Raw genomic sequence first — 21,420 nt, 5'->3', positions numbered from 1 at the left:
TTCAGCTCAGCCCCACGCCGCCAACCGGCTCCGTGACGAAGCGCTCACCGAAACCTTCAATCAGCGGTCGCGCCCGTGCGATCGCAGCCTGAACCGCAGGCAACTGCAGCGATCGGTCGTGCTGGTCCTGTGTGTCCCAAACTTCAGTGATCCAGATCGCGTTGGCGTCGGTTGGGTCGGTGGCGATGATGTAGCTGAGGCAGCCGGGCATCTCGCCCGTACCCTCAAGCAAAATCGCCACCAGCGCATCGCGCTGGCCGGGCTTTGCGATCATCTTGCCGATCAGGCCGTACATGGCCCCCTCCGCGATACAGGCGCTCAGCGCCGAACTGGCGCAAAGCCCGAAGCCTGCGGCCAATATTGTGCGGCGTTTCAGCGTCATCGGGAAGTTCTAGATCGCTTAGGTGGCGTGAGCCATCCGAAGCTCGCGATGGAAAGTCCCCCTTCGCCAAGGCTTCGGCGGACGACCATCCTGCACTCGCTGCGCGAGCGAAGGATGGTCGGAGTAGCAAGATTCGAACTTACGACCCCCACGTCCCGAACGTGGTGCTCTACCAGGCTGAGCTATACTCCGAGGAGGCGGGCTTATAGACCGCGACCGCGGGCCTTGCAACGCACTCGAAACCGACAAACTGCGGCCCAGACCGGCGCGTCCAAGGGGCGCTGTTGCATCGGCTGGCGGGCGCCTCTAAGTACCCGCTTCCCGGTTTTGGGGTGTCGCCAAGCGGTAAGGCAGCGGTTTTTGGTACCGCCATTCCTAGGTTCGAATCCTAGCACCCCAGCCATCCCTCAACGCGCATGCCCCTTCCAACCAAGGGACTAGCCGCCCCTCCGCAAATCACATAAACGCGCCGGCTGGCCCTGCAGCGGCCGCAGAACGCGTTCGGAGCAAACGATGGCGAGAAAGAGCTACACCCCTGGCGACTTTGACCTGGTCGTGAAGCGGTCAAAGTCCGGGCTCGGGCTCTTCGTTGGCGAGACAGAGATTCCAAAGGGCGCCTGCGTCATCGAGTACGTCGGCCCGGTGGTGCCCAAGGGCGAGGAAGACAATATCAACTCGCTCTATCTGTTCGAGGTCAACGCCCGCAAAACCATCAACGGCGCGCCGCGCTACAACACCGCGCGCTACATCAATCATTCCTGCAAAGCCAATTGCGAGCCCAACATCCATAAAGGCCGCGTCTTCATTCACGCACTGCGCCGCATCAAGTCGGGCGAAGAGCTCAATTACGACTACGGCGAAAACTATTTCAAAGAATACCTGAAAGACGTCTGCGCCTGCCCGAAGTGCGAAGCCAGGCGCGCGAAGCCGGTCGCCAAGCGTGCAGCGGCCGCAGCGCGCACGCGGGCCAAAACAAAGACGGCGAAAGTGAAGACGAAGAAAGCGAAGAAACGCGCCTAGATTTGCTTGACGTCGGCCCCCTTGGCTTTGCCGAGAATGACGACTTGCGAGAGACCGATAAAGAGACCGTGTTCGACAACACCCGCGATATTCTTCAGCGCCACGGCCAACGCCTCGGGATCGGGAATGCGTTCGGCATGGGCGTCGAGGATGTAGTTGCCGCCATCGGTGATCACCGGCTCGTTGGCCTTGCCGCTGATGCGCAGCACCACTTCACCGCCGGCGCACCCTGAAGTCCGTAGAGCTTCGCCAACGCGCGTTTGTGTCAGCGCAAAACCGAAACGCGTGACTTCGACGGGGAGCGGAAAGGCGCCTAGCGTTTCCACCCACTTTGACTCATCCGCGATCACCACCATGCGCTTTGAGGCCGCCGCGACGATCTTCTCGCGCAGCAAGGCGCCGCCGCCGCCCTTGATAAGGCGGAAGGCGGAATCCACTTCGTCGGCGCCATCGACGTCGAGATCGATTGCCGTCACCTGCGAAATCTCCAAGAGCGGCACGCCGACCTGTTCGGCCAGATTGCGCGTCGCCTCCGACGTGGGGACGCCTTTCACCCGTAAGCCCTGACGCACGCGCTCGCCAAGCTGACGCACGAAGTGCGCTGAGGTCGAACCCGTGCCGAGGCCGACAACCATGCCATCCTTGACGTATTCGAGCGCGGCTTGCGCGGCGTTGAACTTGGAGAGATCCTCGGTCATTCGCGCTTGTCCTTCTCGGCTTTGGCCTTGAGCTTCTTTTCGCGGTTCTTGTCCGCCCAGCCTTCGAGATTGACTTGCCGGCTTCGTGCGACTCCGAGCGCCCCGGCGGGCACGTCCTTCGTGATCACGCTGCCTGTGCCGGTGTAAGCGCGATCACCGATGGTCACGGGCGAGACCAGCGCGGTGTCGGACCCGATGAAGGCATCGGCGCCGATCGTGGTGCGATATTTGTCGAAGCCGTCGTAATTGCAGACGATGGTACCGGCGCCGAGGTTGGCGCGCGGACCGACATCGGCGTCGCCGATATAGGCGAGGTGGCTTGCCTTCGCGCCTTCGCCAAACACGGAATTCTTCACTTCAACGAAATTGCCGATTTTCACTTTCTTGCCGAGCTTCGATCCGGGCCGGAAGCGCGCGAACGGACCGATCGCAGCGTTTTCACCGACTTCAGTGCGCTCGAAATGGCAGAACGCATGGATGAGCGCGCCCTTGGCGATCTTGACGCCGGGGCCGAAGAATATGTTGGGCTCAATCACGACATCAGGCGCGATTTCGGTGTCGTAGGAGAAAAACACGGTCGCCGGATCGATCAGCGTGACACCGGCTTCCATCGCGCCGATCCGCGCCCGCTGTTGGAACGCGGCTTCCGCAGCAGCGAGTTCGACCTTGGAGTTCACGCCCATGGCGTCGGACTCTTCGCCGATCAGCACCTGCGTTTGCACGCCTTCGGCGCGACCGATGGCGGGAATGTCTGTCAGATAATATTCGCGCTTGGCGTTCTCGTTTTTCACCTTGGCCAACAGCCCGAACAGGGTCTTGGCGTCAGCGCAGAGCACGCCCGAATTGCAGAGCGTGTTCGCGCGCTCCGCCTCGCTCGCATCCTTGTGTTCTACGATGCGTTCTAGCGTGCCGTCGGCGTTGCGCACCACGCGGCCATATCCAGTCGGATCGCGCGCCTCGAACGCCAGCACGACGATGCCGTTCTTTTCCGTTCGCAGCGTGAACATGTCTTCAAGCCGCGCCGGCGGGACGAAGGGCGCGTCGCCGTAGAGGATGATGACGTCGCCGTCGAAGCCGGCCATCGCCGTTTCCGCAGCCCGCACCGCGTGCGCGGTGCCGAGCGGCGGATCCTGTATAACCGACGCGTTCGGCCCAAGCGCCTTGGCGACGTGTTCCCCAACTGCGGGCGCATGCGCGCCGGTGACGACGATTGTCCGCGTCGCGCCGATCTTCGCCGCCGCGGCAATCGCCCAGTCCAGCATCGCGCGCCCGCCGACAGGGTGCAGCACCTTGGGCAACTCGGACTTCATCCGGGTGCCTTGTCCTGCGGCTAGAATGATCGCGGCGCGCGCCCGGCTCATGAGTTACTCGCTTGTCCGAATCCTAGCGGCGTTCTAGCGGAAACCGGCGGGCGGCGCGATGGACGCCCCCGCTCCCGAGGCACCCCATGACCAGCGGCGAACTCGCCGACGCCACCATTGTTTTCGACCTCGACGGCACCCTCGTCGATAGCGCGCCGGACTTGGTGCGGGCCCTGAACGAAACCATGGACTTGGAAGGGTTGCCGCACGCCAAGGTCGATACCGCGCGCCTCCTGGTCGGCCAAGGGGCGCGGAATCTCATCGAGCGGGTGGCCGCACTGCATGGGGTGAGTTTCTCTGGCGAGCGCTTGGACGAACTCACAAACGAACTCGTCCGCTTCTATGCCGCCGATATCGCACGCGAGACGAAGCCGTTTCCTGGCGTACTGGAGGCGCTCGATACGCTGAGCGCTTTGGGCGCCAAGCTCTCCGTATGCACCAACAAGCGCACGGCGCTCTCTGTGCAACTACTGGAAACCCTCGGCATGGCGGAGCGCTTCTCGGCGATCGTCGGCGCTGATGCTGTGGCAGAGAAGAAACCGCATCCGGATCATTATCGCGCTGCCGTAACGCGCGCGGGCGGCACGGTGCGGCGGTCGATGATGGTCGGTGACACGGCGGCCGACGTCGCTTCCGCGCGCGCCGCGGGCGCGCCTGTGGCGGTGGTTGCGTTCGGCTATTGCGACATCGGCGCCGAGAAACTCGGCGCCGATGTGCTTCTCAATCGATTTTCGGAGTTGGCGCCGGCCTGTCGCCGCCTCTTGGCGGCGCGCCCGTAACCCACAGGGTGCGGCGCTTACGCGACTTCCATCAAGCCGCGCAGGTTAGGGCTTGCGCGTTCCTTTTCATTCGAGGCGCGCTTGGTCGGAAATCCGTTGACCATGTCGCTGCGCACGTCCGTGCGCGCCGAGCGCATTGCGGCGACAAAGCCCGCCTCAATGAGCTTCACATCGACGGTGAACCCACGTTCCCGCCAATACTCCTCGATCCGCTGTTTCAAGCGCCTAGCGCCGTCCACATTGCAGAAATCGTGATCCATTCAGCTCCACCACTTCGTTCGTTCGGTTCCGGGGTTGGGCTCAATGGCCCCGGGACCGGTCGCGCGGTAAACGCTCCGCGCCTTGCGTCAGCCCCCTGATCGCTTCGCAGCAGCGTTCCTTATGGACGCTGAGCGAGGCGCGGATATGGCGGGACCACGACAAGCGCGCAATCCGACTCACGATTTCCTGATCGTCGCAGGGGGTAACCGGGGGCGCCATGGCGTCGTAGGCGGCGTTGGAGATGGTGGGCGCGACAGGGATTGAACCTGTGACCCCTCCCGTGTGAAGGGAGTGCTCTCCCGCTGAGCTACGCGCCCGAAACCCGCCAAATCGGCGGTCTCGAAGGGCGCGGACCATAAGCGCGGCGGCGCCTGCGTCAAGCCGCGCGCCGCGCCGGGCTTGACCTGACACCGCCGAAATGAGCAACTGCGAACCATTCGCAATTTCTGGCGGGAGACGCTCGTGACCTTCAGATTAAGCCGCCGTGGATTTACCCTCGGCGCGTCCGCCACAGCGCTTGCGGCCTGTAACCCGAGCGGCGGCGTTCGCGGCGGCGAAAATTTCATCAACGTCTATACCGCCCGTCACTACGAGGCCGACCGCGCGCTTTACTCTGGGTTCGAAGAGGCCACCGGCATCGCCGTGCGTGCACTGACCGGCAGCGCTGAACAATTGCTGGAGCGTTTGCGCGCCGAAGGCGACGCCACCGCCGCCGACGTGTTTGTCAGCGCCGACGCGGGCAATCTCTGGCGCGTGAAGGACGCGGGCCTTTTCCAAAACGTGGCAACGCCTGCACTCGAGCAAGGCGTACCTGCGCACCTGCGCGATCCGGAGGGAGCGTTCTGGGGCTTTGCTAAGCGCGCACGTGTCATCATTTACAATAAGGCGAACGTGCAACCGGACGAAGTCGCCACCTACGACACGCTGGCGACGCCCCGCTTCCGCAACCAAATCGTGATGCGCTCTTCTACCAACGTCTATCAGCTCTCCACGTTGGCGGCGCGCATCGAACGCCTCGGTGCGGAGAATGCGCGCGCTTGGGCGGCAGGCGTGCGGGCGAACTTCGTGCGCGACCCGCAAGGCGCCGATACCGATCAGATCAAAGCGGTCGGCGCCGGTGAGGCGCAAGCCACGCTCTGCAATCACTATTACTATTTCCGCATGACGCAGTCGGACGATCCGGCTGACCGTCAGACTATCGCCAACACCGGTCTTGTTTTCCCGGATCAAGCTGGGGCGGGAACCCACGTGAACATTTCCGGCGGCGGCGTCACCGCGCACGCCCAGCGCCGCGACAACGCGGTTCGTTTCCTCGAATATCTCGTCAGCGACGAAGCGCAGACCACGCTGGCGCCGTTGAACTCCGAATTCCCGATCCGACCGACCATAGCGCCTGCGCCGGCGCTTGCGGCGCTTGGTGATTTCAAGGAAGAGAACATCCCGCTCGATGCGCTGGGGCGCCATCAGGCCGAAGCGGCGCGGATTTTTGAAGAGGTTGGGTGGCGATAGACGTTGTAGCGGCGCGCTCTCGCGGTTTCGCGGTGGACGGCGTCGCGCTCGTCGCGGTGCTGGCGACATTGGCGTGCGCCGCGCCAGCTATCGCCGTCATTAGCTTTGCACTTTCGCCTGATCGCGAAGGCGTCGCCTTTGGCGGCAATCTCTTGCGCGACGGTGCTCTCGGCACTCTGACGCAGATGCTCCTGGGCGGTGGCGGTGCGACTGTGCTCGGCGCCGGCGCTGCGTGGCTGGTGAGTCTGTGCAAGTTTCCAGGGCGCGGACTGTTCGAATGGGCGCTTGTGCTACCGCTGGCCGCGCCGAGCTACGTGCTTGCGTATTCCTACGCAAGCTTCAGCTGGGCTGGCGGCGTCAGCCCCATCGAAGTACGCGGCATCTGGGGCGCGGCTTTCGTCTACGCGGTTGGTCTCTATCCTTATGTGTACCTCGCAGCGCGCGCGGCGTTCACAAGCCAATCGGCCTGCGCGCTTGAGGCGGCGCGCACGCTGGGGACCTCGCCTGGCTCGCTGTTCTGGCGCGTGGCGTTGCCACTCGCGCGGCCCGGCATCGCCGCAGGCGCCTCGTTGGCGATGATGGAGATCGCCGCCGATTACGGCGCGGCCCAGCACTTTGGCCTGACGACGCTCTCCACCGCGATCTTTCGCGCTTGGTATGCACACCAAAGCTTACACGCGGCGCTTCAGATTTCGGCCGTGCTCCTGATCGCCGCGTTGGTGTTCTTGATGCTGGAGCGGCGGGCACGCGGGCGCGCGGCGTTCGGTGGCGGTTCGACACGTTGGCGGCCACTGCCACGCTATGGGCTCTCCGCGCCGATGGGCATGTTGGCGGCCGCCTTTTGCGCTTTGCTTGTCTTCTTTGGAGCAGCCTTGCCGTTGGCATGGCTCGCACGGCTGGCGCTTTTGCACGCCAACATCGGCGACATTGCGCCAGCGCTAGTAAACTCGATCGTGCTCTCGGCTATGGGCGCGCTGATCACGCTCGCGCTCGCCGCTGCTATCGCCGTGACCGCGCGCCGTTCACGCCGCTTGGGACAAGCGTCGCTGTTCGCGGCAGCGATGGGCTACGCCGCGCCTGGCGCGGTGCTCGCGATGGGCGCGCTTGCGATCTTCGCCGCCGCACGCGAAGCGGGCTGGATCGGCGGCTTAAGCACAGGCCTCGCGCTGACCGCGCTGTTTTGGGCCTACGCGGCGCGGTTTGCATCGGCTGGCGTACAACCGATCGACGCTGGTCTATCGCGGCTTTCCAAGGGGCTCGACGCGTCGGCGCGAACGTTGGGCGCTGGGCCTTGGCGGCGTCTAATCGAAGTCGATCTGCCGATCGCCGCGCCAAGCATTGCCGCGGCAGCGCTGATCCTGTTCGTTGAAATTTTGAAGGAGCTGCCGACCACGCTCATACTTCGTCCGTTCGACTTCGATACGCTTGCGGTGAAGGCCTATTCCTACGCTTCCGATGAACGTCTGCTCGAAGCCGCGGCGCCTGCGCTGCTGATCTTCGTCGCGGGCCTCGCGCCCATTCTCATCCTGTCACACGGCATCGCCAGCGCACGGGCGGGCGCACGATGAGCACCGTCACGCTCACCCGCGTACGCCGCGCCTACAACGGCGCTTGGTCGCTTGACGACGTCTCGCTCACCGCGCCCGAGGGCAAGGTGCTCGCGCTGCTCGGCCCTTCGGGTTCGGGCAAGTCCACCATCCTGCGGCTGATCGCCGGGCTTGAACCGTTGGACGCCGGCGAGATCAGGATCGGCGATCAACTCGCTTCATCCGTTGGCGTGACGCTGCCGCCTGAGCAACGCCGCCTCGGCATGGTGTTCCAGGACTACTCGCTCTTTCCCCATCTCACAGCCGCAGCGAACGTGGGCTTCGGCCTGGATAAGCTTGCACGCGCCGAACGAGACGCGCTGGCGCTGCGGTGGCTCGATCGTGTTGGTCTGAAGCATCGCGCCGACGCATATCCGCACGAGCTCTCGGGCGGTGAACAGCAACGCATCGCACTTGCGCGCTCGCTCGCTCCGCAACCGCGCGCGGTGCTGTTGGACGAGCCGTTCTCCGGGCTCGATCCCGTGCAGCGCGCTGAGCTGCGCGACGCTACGTTGGCGACACTCGCCGAAGCCAAGACCACGGCGCTGTTCGTCACACACGATGCCGAGGACGCGCTACAAGTGGCTGATCGACTCGCGATCCTGAAGAGCGGACGCCTGTTGCAAGAAGCGACGCCGCGCGAAGCTTACGACCGTCCGACCTCGATCGACGCCGCGGCTGCGCTGGGCCCGATCAACGTGTTTTCTGGCCGCGTCGAGAGCGGCGCCATCACGACGCCGTTCGGGCCGGTCGCGGCTGCACTGCCGAACGGGACAGCGGCGCAGGCCGCCGTACGTGCTGAAGCGCTTGCGCTCAGCCCCGGAGCCGCGGCGCGCGTCATCGAAGTTCGCCCGCACGGCGCACACGATCTGGTGCGCATCGAGGCGCAAGGCGCCATCTGGCGCGCGCTCGTTCCCGCGCGCTCGACGCTCGGCGAGTCCGTTGATGTTACGATTCAGCCCGCAGGCGCGTTTGCGTTTTCAGCCTGAGCCGGCGCTGCATCATCGACCGGCCGGCGCAGAATGAAGCGGCGGCGCTCCAACCGCCGTTGCGCCAACAGCAGCAGCCGAACGCGCCAAGCTTCGGTTTCCCACGCTAGCTCGCGCGCGACGGCAGGCTCCACGGCGCCGGCTTCCTGTAGCTTGGCGCCGAGGCTCTTGAACGCGGTGCGCGCGGTGTCGAGGAATTCGTCGGTCAGATCCTCGTCGGCTTCCAACGCGAGACCTGCGTCGGTGAAGAATTGCAGGATGTCGCCGTGGGCGCGGATTTGTGGTTCGGCGAAGGACGAGGCGAAGGCAGTCGCGAGCGCGTCGGACTTGAAGCCGACGTAGCATTCCACCACGGCGCAGGCGCCCGGCTTTAGGCTCTTCATGATCTGCTGCGCCAAGTGCGGAGGGTAGCCGCAATAGGCGAAGTCGTCGGTGCTCAACAGCCCGTCGAAGCTTGCCGGCGTGAACACGTGCGCTTCGAGATCTATACGAGAGACGGAGACGCGTTCATCCAGCTTGGCGCTTTCAACACCGTGCTTCAGCGCGTCGAAGGTTTCTTCGCGCCACTCGAACACTTCGATCTTGCCGGGGTGGGCGGCGGCGACGGCTGCAAGCGAGCCTTCCAGACCCGGGCCCAGCACGGCGAGCACGCCTTCGCTGCTCAAACCGATCCGCGCCGGCTCCAGGCCGTCGGCGGTCGAATCGCCGGGGCGGACGCGGCCTTCGCCCCAGAGCAAGCCGAGTGCGGCGAGGCGGGGCGGCATGTCGTAGACTGGGGCGTCGAACAATTCGTCATCGGCGCCGCTATCGGCGGCGGTGTTTTCGTTTGCGGCCTTGGCTTCGAACGCGGCCAGGGCGGCGGCTTCGTCGAAGGCTTCGCCGTCCCACCACGCAGCTAGCTTCGCGCGCGTTAGCGCGAGCTTTTTCTTGTTAAACAGAGTGTTAAGTGCCGCCATAGTGCGGCAAGCATAGCCGGGTCGTCTTAACGATTTGCTTGGACGACGGGCAAAAGCGGCGGCGCCTGCGAGGGCAGCTGGATGTTGGGGTCGCGGATGTAGGCGAGGATATCCTCGTACACGACCTCGCGCTGTAGGTCGCGGAGCAGCCAATGCCAGCCATGCTCATAGAACGCGGTGCGCACCGTACCTGGCAGGCGCCGCGCGGTAGCGATGGCGGAGTTACGCGGAATGATCTGATCGTGTCCGCCATAGAGGAAGAGCACGTCGCCCTCGAGATTGGCGGAGCGGTCCGTTGCTTCTTCCATCAGGCCAACGAGGCCATAAACCGCGTCGATCCGCGTGGTCCAGATCATGTGCGGCGCGCGACCGGCTTGCAGCAACGCTTCCTGATTGTCCGACGCCGTGATTCGGCGATAGACGCGCTGTGGCGGCTGCACTGCCCGCCACGGGAAGGTGTGCGCGCCAACCCAGAGCGCCAGCGCGTACTCGTTCGGCATTGTCGACCAGCCCCACACCGCGGGCGCGACCAGGACCAGGCGATCAATCTGGGGCGCATTGGGTGCGCCGAACGTCGCAATCGCGGTGGCCGCGCCCATGGAGTCACCCACGACGCTGATGCGCGCATTGGGGTGGGTGCGCCGCGCGACGCGCACGGCGGTGCGGAGATCCTCCGTCATCAGCCGCTCGCCACCCCAGACACCGCGATTGGGCGAACGGCCAAAGCCCCGTGCGTCGTAGGCATAGACAGCGACGCCGCGTTCAGCGAACCACGGACCAGCCAGATAAAAGGTGTTGGCGTAGTCATTCATGCCGTGAAGGCCGACGATGACATCGGTCGGCTCTTGCCCTTCCGGCGGCAACCACGCGGTGAGGCCAAGTTCGGCGCCGTCGAACGAGACGAAACGCTCCGCCGCAACGTTGAAGCGCGGGCCGGTGAAGCCATCGACTTGCGATTGCGCGCGCTGCACCGTCGGCACGCACGCCGCGAGCAGCATCAGCGCAAAGCTGAGGAAACTCTTCGCCGCAACTCGGGGATCAATTCCGTTTCGAACCATGGATTGCGTTTCAACCATGCACTATTCCGCCACGAAGGATGCGGCAAAGGCATGACGTTGTCGGGATAGTCGCGCCAAGCGCGGACTGTCTCCCCCAGCGTCCGATTCACCGCGGCGCCGAGATGATAGCGCTGTGCGTAAGCGCCGACGAGGAGGGTTAGACGAACTTTTTGCAGCAATGGCAGAAGGCGCGGCCGCCACAACGGCGCGCATTCGCGGAGCGGCGGTAAATCCGCGCCTTTCACTGTTCCGGGATAGCAAAAACCCATCGCCGCGACGGCAATATTCCGTTTGTCGTAGAACTGCTCGCGGTCGAGATTGATCCAGCTGCGCAGACGATCGCCGGACGGATCGTTCCACGGAATGCCGCTTTCGTGCACGCGCCGGCCCGGCGCCTGGCCCGCAATGAGTATGCGTGCTTCCGGATGCACCCAAACGACGGGGCGCGGCTCGTGCGGCAGCACTTCTGCGCACACGCGACAGGCTTCGATGTCCTTCACCAGCTTGGTCAGAGCGTGCGTCACTTGCGTTGTACTGGGCGCGCTTCCCCACGGCGCCAAGGGTTGCATTGCATAAGCGCTCGACAAGTCGCACGCGGCGGCGGAGTTTCCCGTTCCAACGAGGGGAACACGCATGCGGTGGGGTTTGATCGCTTTGGCGGCGATCGCGGTTGTGAGCGCGGGACTGGTGGGATGCGCCGCCATCAGGCTGCCGGCAGTCGCGCTCGATCCAACGCTCGGCCCCGCAGCGCCGCCGCCTTTGCTTGGCGCGTTTGGGCAAGATCCGCCGATCAGCACCACGATGGAATGGGAGACGCGCCGTGCACCGCTCTTGCATGCGGCGTTCGAACGCGAGGTGTACGGCCCCTACCCGCCGAACGCCGCGCCGGCGCGCGTGCTTTCGCGCGATGAGATCAGCTACGCACCGCTGGCTGACGTCGCGCGCATCGAACAATGGAGTGTTGCAGTCGGACCTGCCGACGCGCCGCCGCATTTCAACATGGTGGTTGTGTTGCCGCGTGATGCGACCGGACCCGTTCCGCTCGTCATCATGGAGAATTTCTGCGGCAATCGCGCTGCGATGGCTGATGCGCCAGACGAGATCGCGGGGCCGCTGACCGAAGTGTTGTGGGCGTGCGATGCGCCTTGGGCGTATCCGCTGATCGAGACTGTGTTTGGCCGCTACATCAATGGGCCGCCGTACGAAGACATTCTCGCGCGCGGCTACGGGCTGGCGATGTTCTATGCCGGCGACGTCGTCGCGGACGAAGCGGTCGGCGCGCGCGAGGGTTTGGCGCGGCTCTATGGCGACGACGCCGAGAATACCGGCGCGGTTGCGGTTTGGGCGTGGCTTTATAGTCAGGCTTACGATGTGCTTGCCGCCGATCCGCGCGTGGATGCACGTCGCGTCGCGGTTTGGGGGCATTCGCGCAATGGCAAGGCGGCGCTCTACGCGGCGGCGCGTGATCCGCGCATCGCGGCCGTTATTGCGCACCAATCCGGACGCGGCGGCGCTTCGTTGTCTCGGAGCGACGAAGGCGAGAGCATTGCCGAGATGATGGAGGCGTTTCCGTGGTGGTTTCCGCCGGCGTTCGCCGACGCGCCACGCGATCCGGCGATGGATCAGCATCAGCTGTTGGCGTTGATCGCGCCACGGCCTGTGTTGCTCGGCAACGGCGCGCGCGATGCTTGGTCCGATCCGCATGGCGCTTGGCAAGCTGCGCGTGCCGCGACGCCGGCGTACGAGCTCTATGGCGCACAAGGCTTGGCGCAGGAGGATATGCGCACGCCGAACCTGGAGGCCGATCTCGCCTACTACACGCGGCCCGGCTTGCACGGCGTCACGGCGCAGGATTGGCGCGTGTTTCTCGATTTTCTCGATGCGCATCTGAAGACGCGCTAGCGACGCCGTCGCAACGTCGTTGCACGGGTTCGACAAGTCCTCTCCAACAGGAGAGCGGGACGCGCCGTGAGCGCTGGACCAAAGGGAGAGTGAGTGTTTTCGCGCGCACGACACGTCCCGCGCAATCGTTTGGCTCTAGCGCACCGGGTGAGGAGCTGTTCACTCCGGAGCCGGACGCTCGAGACGTGCGGACAGTGCCTCTGCCCGGACCCCAGCGGTTTCAAGCCCCGCTGGCTATCTCACGTTCGATCACGTCTCTCACGCTCAGGTGTTCGGCTAGCACTTGAACCTCCCGTGTGAGAGATGCCGGCAGTGTAGGGGTGGTTCAAATCGGTCGGATAGATTCTTGCAAGTTGGAGCGCCCGGCTCTGCCGCGCATTGGCGAAAATGCTTGAAAGTAAAGCGCTAAGCGCGGCGGAGCCGGGCGCTCCAACTTGCCAACGCTTGCGCAAAGTGGGGGATAGAGCGCGGCTCTATCCCCCATTCCATCAATCCATATCAAGGGTGGCGATGTAGGTGTCGCCCTCTAGCGTCTTGAAGATCATCGCGTAGCCCGGCGCCACTTCACCGCCCATGTCTGACGCTAGCGCCGCGATCGCGGCCTTCACGCCGAGAACGTTGGCCAAGTTCGCGTCTTCGCCGAAGCCTAAGAAAGCCAGCGGCATGCCATCGCGCACGGGCCAGACGAAGGGATTGTAGGTGGCGAAGCCCGGCGTGCGCTGCTCGACTTCGGCGGCGAGCGCTTCGGATGGTTCTTCGTCGAACGAGAAATCATGGAGGCCATAATCGCCTTCAGGAACCGCCTTGGTGACGGTGCCGTCGGCGATGCAACGCGCGCAGATCGCTTCGGGATCGGGCGGCAGCGCGTAGATGTGCTGGGTGTATTTCCAGACGCAGGGTTTACCGCATGCACTGCAAGGCTCGTCGGACTCCTCGAACACGCCGTGATCGTACGCGTCGGGGTGGAAGCGGAAGAACGGCTTGTCTGTCACGTGTCTCTATTCCAGTTCGTCCGCGCGGTAGCGCAAACGCACGGCTGGCAACAAGCCGACGTCGATTTCCATGTGTCCACAAGAGAAGCCGGGTGCCTTGATCTGGCGGTGTATGTCGCCGGCACGCGCGAGCACGCTCAGCATGGCGGCGCCGATCTTGTTGTCCTTCAGCGCTTCACGCGCTTCGACAATGGCCGCGTCATGGGTGGCTGCTGGTGTGAAGTGAGCGATGATCTTCGGTGCCAGGCCGAGTTCGACTTCGAACTCTCGCATCTCATAACCAGCGCGCCGTAGCGCGGGCAACGCCGATTGAAACGCGGCCATGGTATCTTGGAGTTTTTCCGCGCCGTACGCTTTCAGCTCAGCGAATTTCTCTCCCGGAAGCGCTGCGATGCCACGCGCATGGTCGGCCAGAGTCTTCTGTGGCTTGGGTTCGTCAGCCATCACTTGCCCCGCTTCATCATCTCGCGCGCGATGATGAGGCGCTGGATTTCGCTGGTGCCTTCGTAGAGGCGGAAGATGCGGACGTCGCGGTAGAAGCGCTCGATGCCGTGATCGGCAACGTAGCCGGAGCCGCCGAAGATCTGCACCGCGCGATCGGCGACGCGGCCGACCATTTCTGAAGCGAAGAGCTTGGCGCAGGCGGCGTCCATTGTGACGTCGGCGCCGGCATCGCGCTTGCGGGCGGCGTCGAGCACCATGGCTCGCGCGGCGTTGGCTTCGGCGCGGCAGTCGGCGAGCATGGCTTGGATCATCTGGAAGTTGGCGATGGCTTGGCCGAATTGTTTGCGCTCGGCGGCGTAGCGGACGCTCTCTTCGATCAAACGCTCGGCAACGCCGACGCAGACGGACGAAATGTGCAGCCGGCCGCGATCGAGCACTTGCATGGCGATGCGGAAGCCTTGGCCCTCTTCGCCGAGACGAAGCTCGCTGGGCACGCGCACGCCGTCGAAGTTGACGTCGCAGATGTGAGCGCCCTGCTGGCCCATTTTCTTTTCGGGCTTGCCCACGGAAACGCCAGGCAGATCGCTCGGCACCAGGAAGGCAGAGACGCCGGCGCCGCCTTTCACGTCGGGATTGGTGCGCGCCATCACGGTGAAGAGCGAAGCGCGGTTGGCGTTGGTGATGTAGCGCTTGGAGCCGCTGAGGACGTAGTGATCACCATCGCGTTCGGCTTTGGTGCGCACGGCGCCGGAATCTGAGCCGGCTTCGGGTTCAGTGAGCGCGAATGAAGTGACGGTGTCGCCGGACGCGATGCCCGGGAGCCACTTTTCCTTCTGCGCCTCGGTCCCGAACATGACGAGACCCTGGCTGCCGATGCCGACATTGGTGCCGAACGCCGAACGAAACGCCGGCGAGCAGCGGCAGAATTCGAACATGACGCGGCACTCGTCCTCCATGGAGAGGCCGAGACCGCCGTACTCTTCCGGAATGGAGAGACCAAACAGGCCGAGCGCGCGCATTTCCGCGAGCGCGTCAGCAGGGATAGCGTCGTCTTCGGAAACTTTGGCCTCAAGCGGGATCAGGCGCTCGTTGACGAAGCGGCGGATGGCGTCGAGCAATTGGGTGAGTATCTCGTTGTCGTGCATCAGCACACCCGGCGTTGTGATCTGGAATTGAGACGCTGCGGCGTGCATGGCACGGCGCGGGTATGGGTTTCGCGCAGGCGCACTTCGCCGGCGACTTTGTCGCGGCGATCCAGGACGGCGCGGAGATCGGCTTCGCTCAGGCGCCACGGCCGCGCTACGGCGGTGACGTCCTCGATGTTAACCTGCCAAATGCCGAGATAGATCGCTTCGCCGGCGCGAACTTCAAAGGCGGGCCGCTCGGGGCCGGTCATGACGCCGTTGGCGATGTAGTTGACGCGGTCGTCGGCGATTACGGCGAAGACGCTGTCGAGCGCGTAAACCCCAGGATCGATTTCGCGCATCACGAATTCGCCGGGAATGCCGCGCATGCGGAGCGTGCCGCGTTCGTTGGTCTCGGCCTGGAAAGCGGTGCGGCCGCCATCGATCTCGGGGGTGAAATTTCCGTTGGGGTCAAGCCGGCGCCATAGCAGATCGTACGTGGCTGACGTGTTCTCGGCCGCTTCGGCGACGCCAATGATGACAAAGGCGCGCTGGGAAGCGCCGACGCGGAAGCGGTCGTCCTCGCCCGAACTGGCGCACGTCGCCAGCGCGAACATCGCTAGGATCGCGAAAACAAACCGCATCTGCCCTGCCTTGCCCGGCCTCTGATACCATGCGAGCACGCGGCGCCAGCAAGGAGAAATCGTTCCATGAGCGCCGATGGAGGGGCCGAGCAGAGCCCAAGTCAGCCCGTTGTGATCACGGAAGGCCCGTTCCAGGGCTGGACCTCCTGGAGCAACGGTGCGGACCCGTACGAAACCGCGATCGGGCCGTTCTGCTTTCGCCTCGAGGCCGATGGCCGCGCCCGCTGCGCGTTCCAGCCGCGGCGCGAGCACCTGAACGGCGGCGGCACAATCCATGGCGGGGCGCTGATGAGCTTCGCCGACTTTTCGCTTTTTGCCATCGCCCACAATGCTTTGCGTGGCGCGCACGCGGTGACGCTGACGTGCAACAGCGAATTTCTGAGCGCCGGCGCTGTGGATAACTTTGTGTACGCAGACGGCGAAGTGTTGCGCGAGACGCGCTCGCTGATTTTCGTGCGCGGACTTGTGACACAAGATTCACGTCCGCTGCTTGCATTTTCCGGCACGCTCAAGAAAATCAATCCGCTACCGCGGGGCTAACGCGTGAGCGGGGGTAGTTGATGATGAGATCGCCTGGACCGGCGTTCGACTTGCGCGCGGCGTTGTCGCGGGAATTGAGCGCCGCCATTGAAGAACTCGATATGTCCGGCGGGCGTCCGAAGGGCGTGCATCGCTGCCGCGTGCGCATTAAACGCGCGCGTGCGTTGGCGCGCATCGGCCGTGCTGGCGCGCCAGGCTTGGCTGAAGTGTTCAACGATTCCGCGCGCGGGGTGATGCGCACGCTTGGTCAAGCGCGCGATCTCGTGGCGCTGGCGGAAGCAGCACGGCGCGCGGCGAAGAAGGGTGATAAGCGCGAAGCGCGAGCGCTGCTCGACGTCGCTTCCACTTTGGATGTCGAACGCGGATTTCTGCCGCCGCTCGATATCGACGGCGCGCGGGCGGGACTGAAGGATTTGCTCGCGCTGGCGCAGGTCTGGCCCGAAGCGTCGCATCGCCAGATCAAGCGCGGCGCCGAGCGCGTCATTCGACGCGCGCGCAAGGCGCGCCGTCGCGGCCGTGGCTCGGATGAACCGGCGCACCGGCACGAATGGCGCAAGCGCGAGAAGGATCGTTACTACGCGGCACTACTGTTGGATGATGCTTGGCCAACGGCGCGGCGGCTGAAGCTTGGCGACAAGCTGGGCGATGTATTGGGCGTTGAGCGCGACGCCTTGCTGTTGATGGACCGGATTGAGGCCGACCCCGCCATGGCTGGCGAAGGCAATGCCGCCAAACGCGCTACGCGCGTACTGCGCAAACGCTGCGTTCGGTTCGCCGATCGCGCGGACGCGTTGGGCGCACGGGTTCACAGCGGCGCGGCCTAAGGGAACTTCCAGGGTCGCTGCGCTGTTGCCCAGCGCCATGCGCAAAATGTTCACTCGTTTCGCGACCACCGTATCCAAATGGACCGGCCGGCCGATCGCGTTCATTCTATGCTGCGCTCTAGTGCTGGTTTGGGCGCTCTCGGGGCCGCTGTTCGGCTTCTCCGACACGTGGCAGCTCGTCATCAACACGACGACGACCATCGTCACCTTCCTGATGGTGTTCCTGATCCAGAACACACAGAACCGCGACAACGCCGCCATTCAAGCCAAGCTCGACGAAATCATCCGCACCAGCGATTCCGACAACAAGTTCATCGGCATCGAGCACATGAGTGATGAAGAACTCGAGGACATCCTGAAGGAAGTCGAGCAAAGCGCCGAGAAGCTGCACGAAGAACGCCGCAAGCGCGAGCGCGGTGGCTCAAAACCGCCGGCACGCAAGCGCAAGACAGCTTAGGCGGCGACGTTTCCGGCCGCGCGATTACCCAACATCCCGCGCCAGCGCTTCAAGTGCGGGAGATCGTCACCGGGACGCCAGCGCATCATCTTGGCGAAATCCATGCCGCAAGCGGCGGTGATGTCGGCGATGGTGAAGCGGTCGCCGGCGATCCATTGCCGTGCCCCCAGTTCGCTGTTCAGCCACTTCGCCATGCGCATCGCCTGACCTTGATTGTAGCTGGCTACTTCGGCGTTCTGGTCGCGCTCGACGGCGCCGAGTACCGGATTGCCGTGGCGGACCCACATCATCAGCGGCACCGAGAATAACAACTCCATGCGGCGGTCCCACATTTCGATGAAGGCGCGTTCGAATGCGTCGCGGCCCATCAGGTTTGGCTCAGGCTGCATCGCTTCAATGTAACCGCAGATGGCGCGGCTTTCGGTGAGCGTGCGGCCGTCATCAAGCTCAAGCGTTGGGATTTGGCTGAGCGGGCTCTTGGCGCGGAAGGCGTCGGTGCGGTGCTCGCCTTCTTGCAGGTTGAGCGTCACGAGTTCGATATCGGTGATGTCCTTCTCGGCCAAGAACATCATCACCCGTCGCGGGTTGGGCGCATAAGGCGCGACATAGAGCTTCATCCCGATCCCCGAACGCCGGGCGCCCTACGGGCGCCGTCTTGACCGCAGCTAAGCGCTTCCGCGACAAAGCGCCAAGATCACGAAGTGCGCCCCACACAATGTCTGACATCCGCTTCGACGGCCAAGTTGCAATCGTCACCGGCGCCGGCGGCGGTTTGGGCCGAAGCCACGCGCTGGAACTCGCACGTCGGGGCGCAAAGGTTGTGGTCAACGATCTGGGCGGAACGCTCGGTGGTTCAGGCGGCTCGTCAGCGGCTGCGGACGCTGTGGTTGCGGAGATCGTTGCGGCAGGCGGTGAAGCGATCGCGGACGGCGCTTCGGTCACGGACGATGCCGGCGTCTCCAATCTGGTTGAGCGCACCATGTCAAAGTGGGGCCGCATCGACGTGCTGATCGCGAATGCCGGCATTCTGCGCGACAAATCGTTCGCCAAGCTGGAGTTGAAGGACTTCGCCGCCGTGGTCGACGTGCACCTGATGGGCGCGGTGAAGCCGCTGAAAGCGATGTGGGAGATCATGCGCGCGCAGAATTACGGGCGCGTCGTGGTGACCACCTCGTCCACCGGGCTCTATGGCAATTTCGGCCAAGCAAACTACGGCGCGGCCAAGCTCTCGCTCATCGGGCTGATGAACACACTGAAGCTCGAAGGCGGCAAGAACGACATCCGCATCAACGCGATCTCGCCGGTGGCCGCCACGCGGATGACGGACAACATCATGCCGCCGGCGATGCTCGAGAAGTTCGGGCCCGAGCACGTGACGCCGGGCGTGGTCTATCTCGCCTCGAAAGAAGCGCCGAACGGCGCGATCCTCACCGCCGGCGCTGGCGTTTTCGCCGTGGCGCGGATCGTGGAGACCGAAGGCGCCTACCTTGGCGCTACGGCAAGCGCTGAGGCGGTTCGCGACCATTGGACCCAGATCGAGAACCCTGAAGGCGCTGAGGCGTACGGCGCAGGCGCGTTGCAGACGCAGAAATTCCTGCGAAAATCAGCCGTCTAGCGACGATCGGGAACAATTGCGCCGGCTCGCGCGTCAAACCCGACGGCAGCGCGGGCGCCTGTTCTCCGGATTTGGGAATGTTTTCCACCGGCGCTTCCGCTAGGAAGCCCGTCGCATGGCGCTCGTTCTCCTCCTCGCGCTCCACGTCGTTTTGAGCATTGCCGGCTTTGCGGTGCTGTGGCGGCGCATCGAGTCTCTCGAGGCTCAGCTCGGCGCATTGCGCGACGGTTCAGCCGAAGCGCGGCCGGAAAATCCGCTGACGCGGGCGGCGCGGGTCTGGGGCGAACGCGCCGAGGCGGTCGCGGGGAATCTGCGCGGACCGACGCTTTCACCTGAGACTGGGCGCGGGCTGGTCCTGGCGCTGATGGCCACCTCGCCGGCGATCGCCTTCTTCTTCCAGGCCGATCAGCCAGCCATCGTTGCGTCCGGCTTGGCCATCGCCGCGGCGATGATGATCATCGCGCTGCGGCCGATCTGGCGGGCGGCGGCTTGGGCGGCAGTTTGCACCGCCGGCGCTTGGGCGCTTGTCGGCTTCGCACTTGGCGCGGCGCACGCCGATCCCGCCAGCTATTCGATCTTCGTGGCGTTCTGCGCCGTCGCCGGCATCACGCACGCACACCTGCGCCGCGCCACGCCTGGCTCAACGATGGCGCTGACCATGGCCGCGGCGGCGCTGGCGCTGGCGAGCCAGACCGGCATGGTTGGCGCGGCGGGTGTTGCGTTCGGCATGATTGTCGCGGTGGCCGCCATCGTCGGCGCCATGAGCTTGCGCCTGGAGGCTATGCATCTTGCGGCGTTCGGCGCCGCGGTGATCGGGTTGTTCGTGCTGAGCGGCCAACCGAGCGCCGCGATTTGGTTCACGCCGGCTGCGGCCTGGGCCGGCGCCCTGTTCCTGGCGATCGCCGCTGTGCGCGTGCCGCAGCTCGGCGCGCGGGGCGTAGCGCTTGCGGGCACCGGTGCGTTTGCTCCGCTGGGCGCGATCGCCGCCCTGAACGCCGCGCAGCATGGTCTTGCTAATCCGTACGCGGCCGCAGGCGCATTCCTCGGCTTGGCGGCGCTTTTGGCTGGGGTGATCGCGCAGAGCGCGCTGCGGCGCGCGCGCGGTTTGGAGGGCTTGCGCGTCACACTTTGGGTGCTGGTGCTTGGCGCCTTCGTCGCCGTCAGCGCTGCAATTGCGCTTGCGCTGCCTGTTCAGCTCGCGGCGCCGGCCAGTGCCGCCTTGGCGCTCGGCCTCGTCGCGCTCGATGAACGCCTGCGCAACGACGTTTGGCGCTTTTTCGCCGCCATGGCTGGCGTGGGCGCCTTGATGTTTGCCGCTCTCACCGCGCGCGCGGTGCTCGGCGAGGCGGTCGCGTGGCCGCCGTTTGCCGTTATCGCGACGGGTGTGGTGCTCTCATCGGCGCTCGCGGGCGCGACGGCGTTCGTTCTCATGCGCACCAAATCGGCGCGGATATCGGCCTTCTTCGAACTCAGCGCGATCGCGTTCGCGCTCGGCGCCGCCAATCTGGCCGTGCGCGTCGGCTTCACCGAAGGTGCGCCGCTGCTGCGGCCGGTGACGTTCGTGGAGACCGGCGTGCATGCCGCGATCTGGCTGACGGCGGCGCTTATGATCGGTGCGCGCGCCAAGCTTGGCGCGGTGAGCGCGCGGGAATTCGCGATGCGCGCGCTGGGCCTGTTGGCATTGGCGGCGCTGACGGTCAGCGCTGGGCTTCATGCCGCGACGTTCGCTGCGCCTCTGGATGCTGGGCTGATGACGCGTGCGTCACTTGGGTTTGCACTGCCGGCCGCGTTGTTCTGGGGGCATTGGGCGTTCTGGCGGACGCGCCGGGATGAATCCGAAGCGCGCTGGGCTTTGGGCGCAGCAGCCGTCTCAACAGCAACATTCCTGATCATTGAGGCGGCGCACGCGGAGACGTTGCCTGAATGGGCGCGCGCGGCGGCAGTGGCGTTGAGCATCGGCGCGGCGATCGGCGTCAATTTCGCGCCTGGCGTCACGCGAGCGCCAGAGCCGCTCAAACTTCCAGAAAAATCTCCATCGAGAGTGGAGCGGCAAGCAGCGCACTCAGACGCGGCATAAAGCGGTTCAGGTGGGGCGTGTCGGCGTGCCCCTCGAACGCGTTCCAATCCAAGAAGCGCGCATGCACGACGAAATGGGCTTCAGAGCCCATGGCGCGCGTCACCGTATAAGAATCGCATCCCGCCTCGCTGGCGCGGACGTGGTGCGCGAGATCGCTCATCAAAGCTTCGAATTCGTTGTCGACGCCCGGACGCGTCTCGGC

At 64.9% G+C, this 21,420-nt stretch carries 24 protein-coding genes and 3 tRNA genes; 12 read left to right on the top strand and 15 right to left on the bottom strand.

Going from position 1 to position 21,420, the window contains the following annotated elements; genetic code table 11:
• Position 1: 1 nt before the first annotated feature.
• Both DSM104635_RS07535 and DSM104635_RS07530 read right to left on the bottom strand, forming a co-directional pair.
• Positions 2-382 (bottom strand): putative quinol monooxygenase, encoded by a 381-nt coding sequence (locus DSM104635_RS07535; RefSeq protein WP_228445935.1) that lies wholly within the window; start codon positions 380-382, stop codon positions 2-4.
• Between the two features lie 115 nt (positions 383-497).
• Positions 498-574, bottom strand: a tRNA-Pro gene (locus DSM104635_RS07530).
• A gap of 136 nt (positions 575-710) precedes the next feature.
• Between DSM104635_RS07530 and DSM104635_RS07525 the strand changes: the two genes are divergently transcribed.
• Together DSM104635_RS07525 and DSM104635_RS07520 are read left to right on the top strand one after the other, a co-directional pair.
• Positions 711-785 (top strand) — tRNA-Gln (locus tag DSM104635_RS07525).
• A 110-nt stretch (positions 786-895) separates the two neighbouring features.
• Positions 896-1,402 carry an SET domain-containing protein gene (locus DSM104635_RS07520; RefSeq protein ID WP_158765613.1) on the top strand — a complete coding sequence of 169 codons (507 nt, stop codon included), beginning with the start codon at positions 896-898 and terminating at the stop codon, positions 1,400-1,402.
• Here DSM104635_RS07520 and rpiA read toward each other — a convergent pair.
• Both rpiA and glmU read right to left on the bottom strand, forming a co-directional pair.
• On the bottom strand, positions 1,399-2,100 hold the full coding sequence (gene rpiA, locus DSM104635_RS07515; protein ID WP_158765612.1) for a ribose-5-phosphate isomerase RpiA: 702 nt from the start codon (positions 2,098-2,100) through the stop codon (positions 1,399-1,401). The genes DSM104635_RS07520 and rpiA overlap by 4 nt on opposite strands.
• On the bottom strand, positions 2,097-3,461 hold the full coding sequence (glmU, locus tag DSM104635_RS07510) for a bifunctional UDP-N-acetylglucosamine diphosphorylase/glucosamine-1-phosphate N-acetyltransferase GlmU (RefSeq protein ID WP_158765611.1): 1,365 nt from the start codon (positions 3,459-3,461) through the stop codon (positions 2,097-2,099). Before glmU ends, rpiA begins: the two co-directional genes overlap by 4 nt.
• Positions 3,462-3,547: 86 nt before the next feature.
• Between glmU and gph the strand changes: the two genes are divergently transcribed.
• Positions 3,548-4,240: a phosphoglycolate phosphatase gene (gene gph, locus DSM104635_RS07505; RefSeq protein ID WP_158765610.1), complete on the top strand. Its 693-nt coding sequence runs from the start codon at positions 3,548-3,550 to the stop codon at positions 4,238-4,240.
• Between the two features lie 17 nt (positions 4,241-4,257).
• Here gph and DSM104635_RS07500 read toward each other — a convergent pair whose 3' ends face one another.
• Both DSM104635_RS07500 and DSM104635_RS07495 read right to left on the bottom strand, forming a co-directional pair.
• Positions 4,258-4,500 (bottom strand): phosphoglycolate phosphatase, encoded by a 243-nt coding sequence (locus DSM104635_RS07500; RefSeq protein ID WP_158765609.1) that lies wholly within the window; start codon positions 4,498-4,500, stop codon positions 4,258-4,260.
• 243 nt (positions 4,501-4,743) lie between these two features.
• Positions 4,744-4,818, bottom strand: a tRNA-Val gene (locus tag DSM104635_RS07495).
• A 145-nt stretch (positions 4,819-4,963) separates the two neighbouring features.
• Here DSM104635_RS07495 and DSM104635_RS07490 point away from each other — a divergent pair.
• From DSM104635_RS07490 to DSM104635_RS07480, 3 genes are read left to right on the top strand one after another with little or no spacing between them, the layout of a single operon-like run.
• Complete coding sequence (locus tag DSM104635_RS07490; protein ID WP_158765608.1) at positions 4,964-6,010, top strand: extracellular solute-binding protein; 1,047 nt, start codon at positions 4,964-4,966, stop codon at positions 6,008-6,010.
• The gene (locus DSM104635_RS07485; RefSeq protein WP_158765607.1) at positions 6,001-7,578 is read left to right on the top strand and encodes an ABC transporter permease; all 1,578 of its coding nucleotides are present in this window, start codon (positions 6,001-6,003) and stop codon (positions 7,576-7,578) included. The genes DSM104635_RS07490 and DSM104635_RS07485 overlap by 10 nt, the downstream gene beginning before the upstream one ends.
• Complete coding sequence (locus DSM104635_RS07480; RefSeq protein ID WP_158765606.1) at positions 7,575-8,585, top strand: ABC transporter ATP-binding protein; 1,011 nt, start codon at positions 7,575-7,577, stop codon at positions 8,583-8,585. The genes DSM104635_RS07485 and DSM104635_RS07480 overlap by 4 nt, the downstream gene beginning before the upstream one ends.
• Here DSM104635_RS07480 and DSM104635_RS07475 read toward each other — a convergent pair.
• Genes DSM104635_RS07475 through DSM104635_RS07465 form a run of 3 tightly spaced genes read right to left on the bottom strand, consistent with a single transcriptional unit; the run spans position 8,552 to position 10,979 of the window.
• Positions 8,552-9,541 (bottom strand): hypothetical protein, encoded by a 990-nt coding sequence (locus DSM104635_RS07475; protein ID WP_158765605.1) that lies wholly within the window; start codon positions 9,539-9,541, stop codon positions 8,552-8,554. The genes DSM104635_RS07480 and DSM104635_RS07475 overlap by 34 nt on opposite strands.
• 26 nt (positions 9,542-9,567) lie before the next feature.
• Positions 9,568-10,599 (bottom strand): alpha/beta fold hydrolase, encoded by a 1,032-nt coding sequence (locus DSM104635_RS07470; protein WP_158765604.1) that lies wholly within the window; start codon positions 10,597-10,599, stop codon positions 9,568-9,570.
• Positions 10,539-10,979, bottom strand: coding sequence for a uracil-DNA glycosylase family protein (locus DSM104635_RS07465; protein ID WP_323368351.1), 441 nt, complete (start codon positions 10,977-10,979; stop codon positions 10,539-10,541). The genes DSM104635_RS07470 and DSM104635_RS07465 overlap by 61 nt, the downstream gene beginning before the upstream one ends.
• 253 nt (positions 10,980-11,232) lie before the next feature.
• Here DSM104635_RS07465 and DSM104635_RS07460 point away from each other — a divergent pair, with 253 nt between their 5' ends.
• Positions 11,233-12,501: an alpha/beta hydrolase family protein gene (locus DSM104635_RS07460; protein WP_158765602.1), complete on the top strand. Its 1,269-nt coding sequence runs from the start codon at positions 11,233-11,235 to the stop codon at positions 12,499-12,501.
• Positions 12,502-12,989: 488 nt separating this feature from the next.
• Here DSM104635_RS07460 and DSM104635_RS07455 read toward each other — a convergent pair whose 3' ends face one another.
• Genes DSM104635_RS07455 through DSM104635_RS07440 form a run of 4 tightly spaced genes read right to left on the bottom strand, consistent with a single transcriptional unit; the run spans position 12,990 to position 15,705 of the window.
• Complete coding sequence (locus DSM104635_RS07455) at positions 12,990-13,493, bottom strand: CbrC family protein (RefSeq protein WP_158765601.1); 504 nt, start codon at positions 13,491-13,493, stop codon at positions 12,990-12,992.
• 6 nt (positions 13,494-13,499) lie between these two features.
• Positions 13,500-13,937, bottom strand: a complete 438-nt coding sequence (locus tag DSM104635_RS07450) for a hypothetical protein (protein WP_158765600.1) — start codon at positions 13,935-13,937, stop codon at positions 13,500-13,502.
• Complete coding sequence (locus DSM104635_RS07445) at positions 13,937-15,082, bottom strand: acyl-CoA dehydrogenase family protein (RefSeq protein WP_158768032.1); 1,146 nt, start codon at positions 15,080-15,082, stop codon at positions 13,937-13,939. The genes DSM104635_RS07450 and DSM104635_RS07445 overlap by 1 nt, the downstream gene beginning before the upstream one ends.
• Positions 15,082-15,705 (bottom strand): hypothetical protein, encoded by a 624-nt coding sequence (locus DSM104635_RS07440; protein ID WP_158765599.1) that lies wholly within the window; start codon positions 15,703-15,705, stop codon positions 15,082-15,084. Before DSM104635_RS07440 ends, DSM104635_RS07445 begins: the two co-directional genes overlap by 1 nt.
• A 66-nt stretch (positions 15,706-15,771) precedes the next feature.
• On the opposite strand from DSM104635_RS07440, the gene DSM104635_RS07435 reads away from it, so the two are divergent.
• The 3 genes from DSM104635_RS07435 to DSM104635_RS07425 are packed head-to-tail and all read left to right on the top strand — an operon-like array spanning position 15,772 to position 17,526.
• Positions 15,772-16,245, top strand: a complete 474-nt coding sequence (locus DSM104635_RS07435; RefSeq protein ID WP_158765598.1) for a PaaI family thioesterase — start codon at positions 15,772-15,774, stop codon at positions 16,243-16,245.
• A gap of 20 nt (positions 16,246-16,265) precedes the next feature.
• On the top strand, positions 16,266-17,069 hold the full coding sequence (locus tag DSM104635_RS07430; RefSeq protein ID WP_158765597.1) for a CHAD domain-containing protein: 804 nt from the start codon (positions 16,266-16,268) through the stop codon (positions 17,067-17,069).
• A gap of 46 nt (positions 17,070-17,115) precedes the next feature.
• Positions 17,116-17,526: a low affinity iron permease family protein gene (locus DSM104635_RS07425; RefSeq protein WP_323368350.1), complete on the top strand. Its 411-nt coding sequence runs from the start codon at positions 17,116-17,118 to the stop codon at positions 17,524-17,526.
• On the opposite strand, the gene DSM104635_RS07420 is transcribed toward DSM104635_RS07425, so the two are convergent.
• On the bottom strand, positions 17,523-18,143 hold the full coding sequence (locus DSM104635_RS07420; protein WP_158765595.1) for a glutathione S-transferase family protein: 621 nt from the start codon (positions 18,141-18,143) through the stop codon (positions 17,523-17,525). The genes DSM104635_RS07425 and DSM104635_RS07420 overlap by 4 nt on opposite strands.
• A gap of 98 nt (positions 18,144-18,241) precedes the next feature.
• Here DSM104635_RS07420 and DSM104635_RS07415 point away from each other — a divergent pair, with 98 nt between their 5' ends.
• Both DSM104635_RS07415 and DSM104635_RS07410 read left to right on the top strand, forming a co-directional pair.
• The gene (locus tag DSM104635_RS07415; RefSeq protein WP_158765594.1) at positions 18,242-19,141 is read left to right on the top strand and encodes an SDR family NAD(P)-dependent oxidoreductase; all 900 of its coding nucleotides are present in this window, start codon (positions 18,242-18,244) and stop codon (positions 19,139-19,141) included.
• 115 nt (positions 19,142-19,256) lie between these two features.
• Positions 19,257-21,218 carry a DUF2339 domain-containing protein gene (locus DSM104635_RS07410; protein WP_158765593.1) on the top strand — a complete coding sequence of 654 codons (1,962 nt, stop codon included), beginning with the start codon at positions 19,257-19,259 and terminating at the stop codon, positions 21,216-21,218.
• On the opposite strand, the gene DSM104635_RS07405 is transcribed toward DSM104635_RS07410, so the two are convergent.
• Positions 21,154-21,378: a putative quinol monooxygenase gene (locus DSM104635_RS07405; RefSeq protein WP_267129075.1), complete on the bottom strand. Its 225-nt coding sequence runs from the start codon at positions 21,376-21,378 to the stop codon at positions 21,154-21,156. The genes DSM104635_RS07410 and DSM104635_RS07405 overlap by 65 nt on opposite strands.
• Positions 21,379-21,420 lie beyond the last annotated feature (42 nt).

The sequence above is a fragment of the Terricaulis silvestris genome (assembly GCF_009792355.1).
Lineage (GTDB): Bacteria > Pseudomonadota > Alphaproteobacteria > Caulobacterales > Aquidulcibacteraceae > Vitreimonas > Vitreimonas silvestris.
The sequence above is the reverse complement of the archived record's forward strand: the minus strand, read 5'-3'. Positions and strand labels throughout refer to the sequence as shown.

Bases quoted from the DNA above. Each gene is read 5' to 3' on its own strand.
- DSM104635_RS07500 (WP_158765609.1), bottom strand. From the start codon at position 4,500: ATGGATCACGATTTCTGCAATGTGGACGGCGCTAGGCGCTTGAAACAG.
- DSM104635_RS07440 (WP_158765599.1), bottom strand. From the start codon at position 15,705: ATGCGGTTTGTTTTCGCGATCCTAGCGATGTTCGCGCTGGCGACGTGC.
- DSM104635_RS07415 (WP_158765594.1), top strand. From the start codon at position 18,242: ATGTCTGACATCCGCTTCGACGGCCAAGTTGCAATCGTCACCGGCGCC.
- DSM104635_RS07445 (WP_158768032.1), bottom strand. From the start codon at position 15,082: ATGCACGACAACGAGATACTCACCCAATTGCTCGACGCCATCCGCCGC.
- DSM104635_RS07410 (WP_158765593.1), top strand. From the start codon at position 19,257: ATGGCGCTCGTTCTCCTCCTCGCGCTCCACGTCGTTTTGAGCATTGCC.
- DSM104635_RS07470 (WP_158765604.1), bottom strand. From the start codon at position 10,599: ATGGTTCGAAACGGAATTGATCCCCGAGTTGCGGCGAAGAGTTTCCTC.
- DSM104635_RS07435 (WP_158765598.1), top strand. From the start codon at position 15,772: ATGAGCGCCGATGGAGGGGCCGAGCAGAGCCCAAGTCAGCCCGTTGTG.
- DSM104635_RS07450 (WP_158765600.1), bottom strand. From the start codon at position 13,937: ATGGCTGACGAACCCAAGCCACAGAAGACTCTGGCCGACCATGCGCGT.
- DSM104635_RS07535 (WP_228445935.1), bottom strand. From the start codon at position 382: ATGACGCTGAAACGCCGCACAATATTGGCCGCAGGCTTCGGGCTTTGC.
- DSM104635_RS07475 (WP_158765605.1), bottom strand. From the start codon at position 9,541: ATGGCGGCACTTAACACTCTGTTTAACAAGAAAAAGCTCGCGCTAACG.
- DSM104635_RS07430 (WP_158765597.1), top strand. From the start codon at position 16,266: ATGATGAGATCGCCTGGACCGGCGTTCGACTTGCGCGCGGCGTTGTCG.
- DSM104635_RS07405 (WP_267129075.1), bottom strand. From the start codon at position 21,378: ATGAGCGATCTCGCGCACCACGTCCGCGCCAGCGAGGCGGGATGCGAT.
- rpiA (WP_158765612.1), bottom strand. From the start codon at position 2,100: ATGACCGAGGATCTCTCCAAGTTCAACGCCGCGCAAGCCGCGCTCGAA.
- gph (WP_158765610.1), top strand. From the start codon at position 3,548: ATGACCAGCGGCGAACTCGCCGACGCCACCATTGTTTTCGACCTCGAC.
- DSM104635_RS07520 (WP_158765613.1), top strand. From the start codon at position 896: ATGGCGAGAAAGAGCTACACCCCTGGCGACTTTGACCTGGTCGTGAAG.
- DSM104635_RS07480 (WP_158765606.1), top strand. From the start codon at position 7,575: ATGAGCACCGTCACGCTCACCCGCGTACGCCGCGCCTACAACGGCGCT.
- DSM104635_RS07420 (WP_158765595.1), bottom strand. From the start codon at position 18,143: ATGAAGCTCTATGTCGCGCCTTATGCGCCCAACCCGCGACGGGTGATG.
- DSM104635_RS07425 (WP_323368350.1), top strand. From the start codon at position 17,116: ATGTTCACTCGTTTCGCGACCACCGTATCCAAATGGACCGGCCGGCCG.
- DSM104635_RS07460 (WP_158765602.1), top strand. From the start codon at position 11,233: ATGCGGTGGGGTTTGATCGCTTTGGCGGCGATCGCGGTTGTGAGCGCG.
- glmU (WP_158765611.1), bottom strand. From the start codon at position 3,461: ATGAGCCGGGCGCGCGCCGCGATCATTCTAGCCGCAGGACAAGGCACC.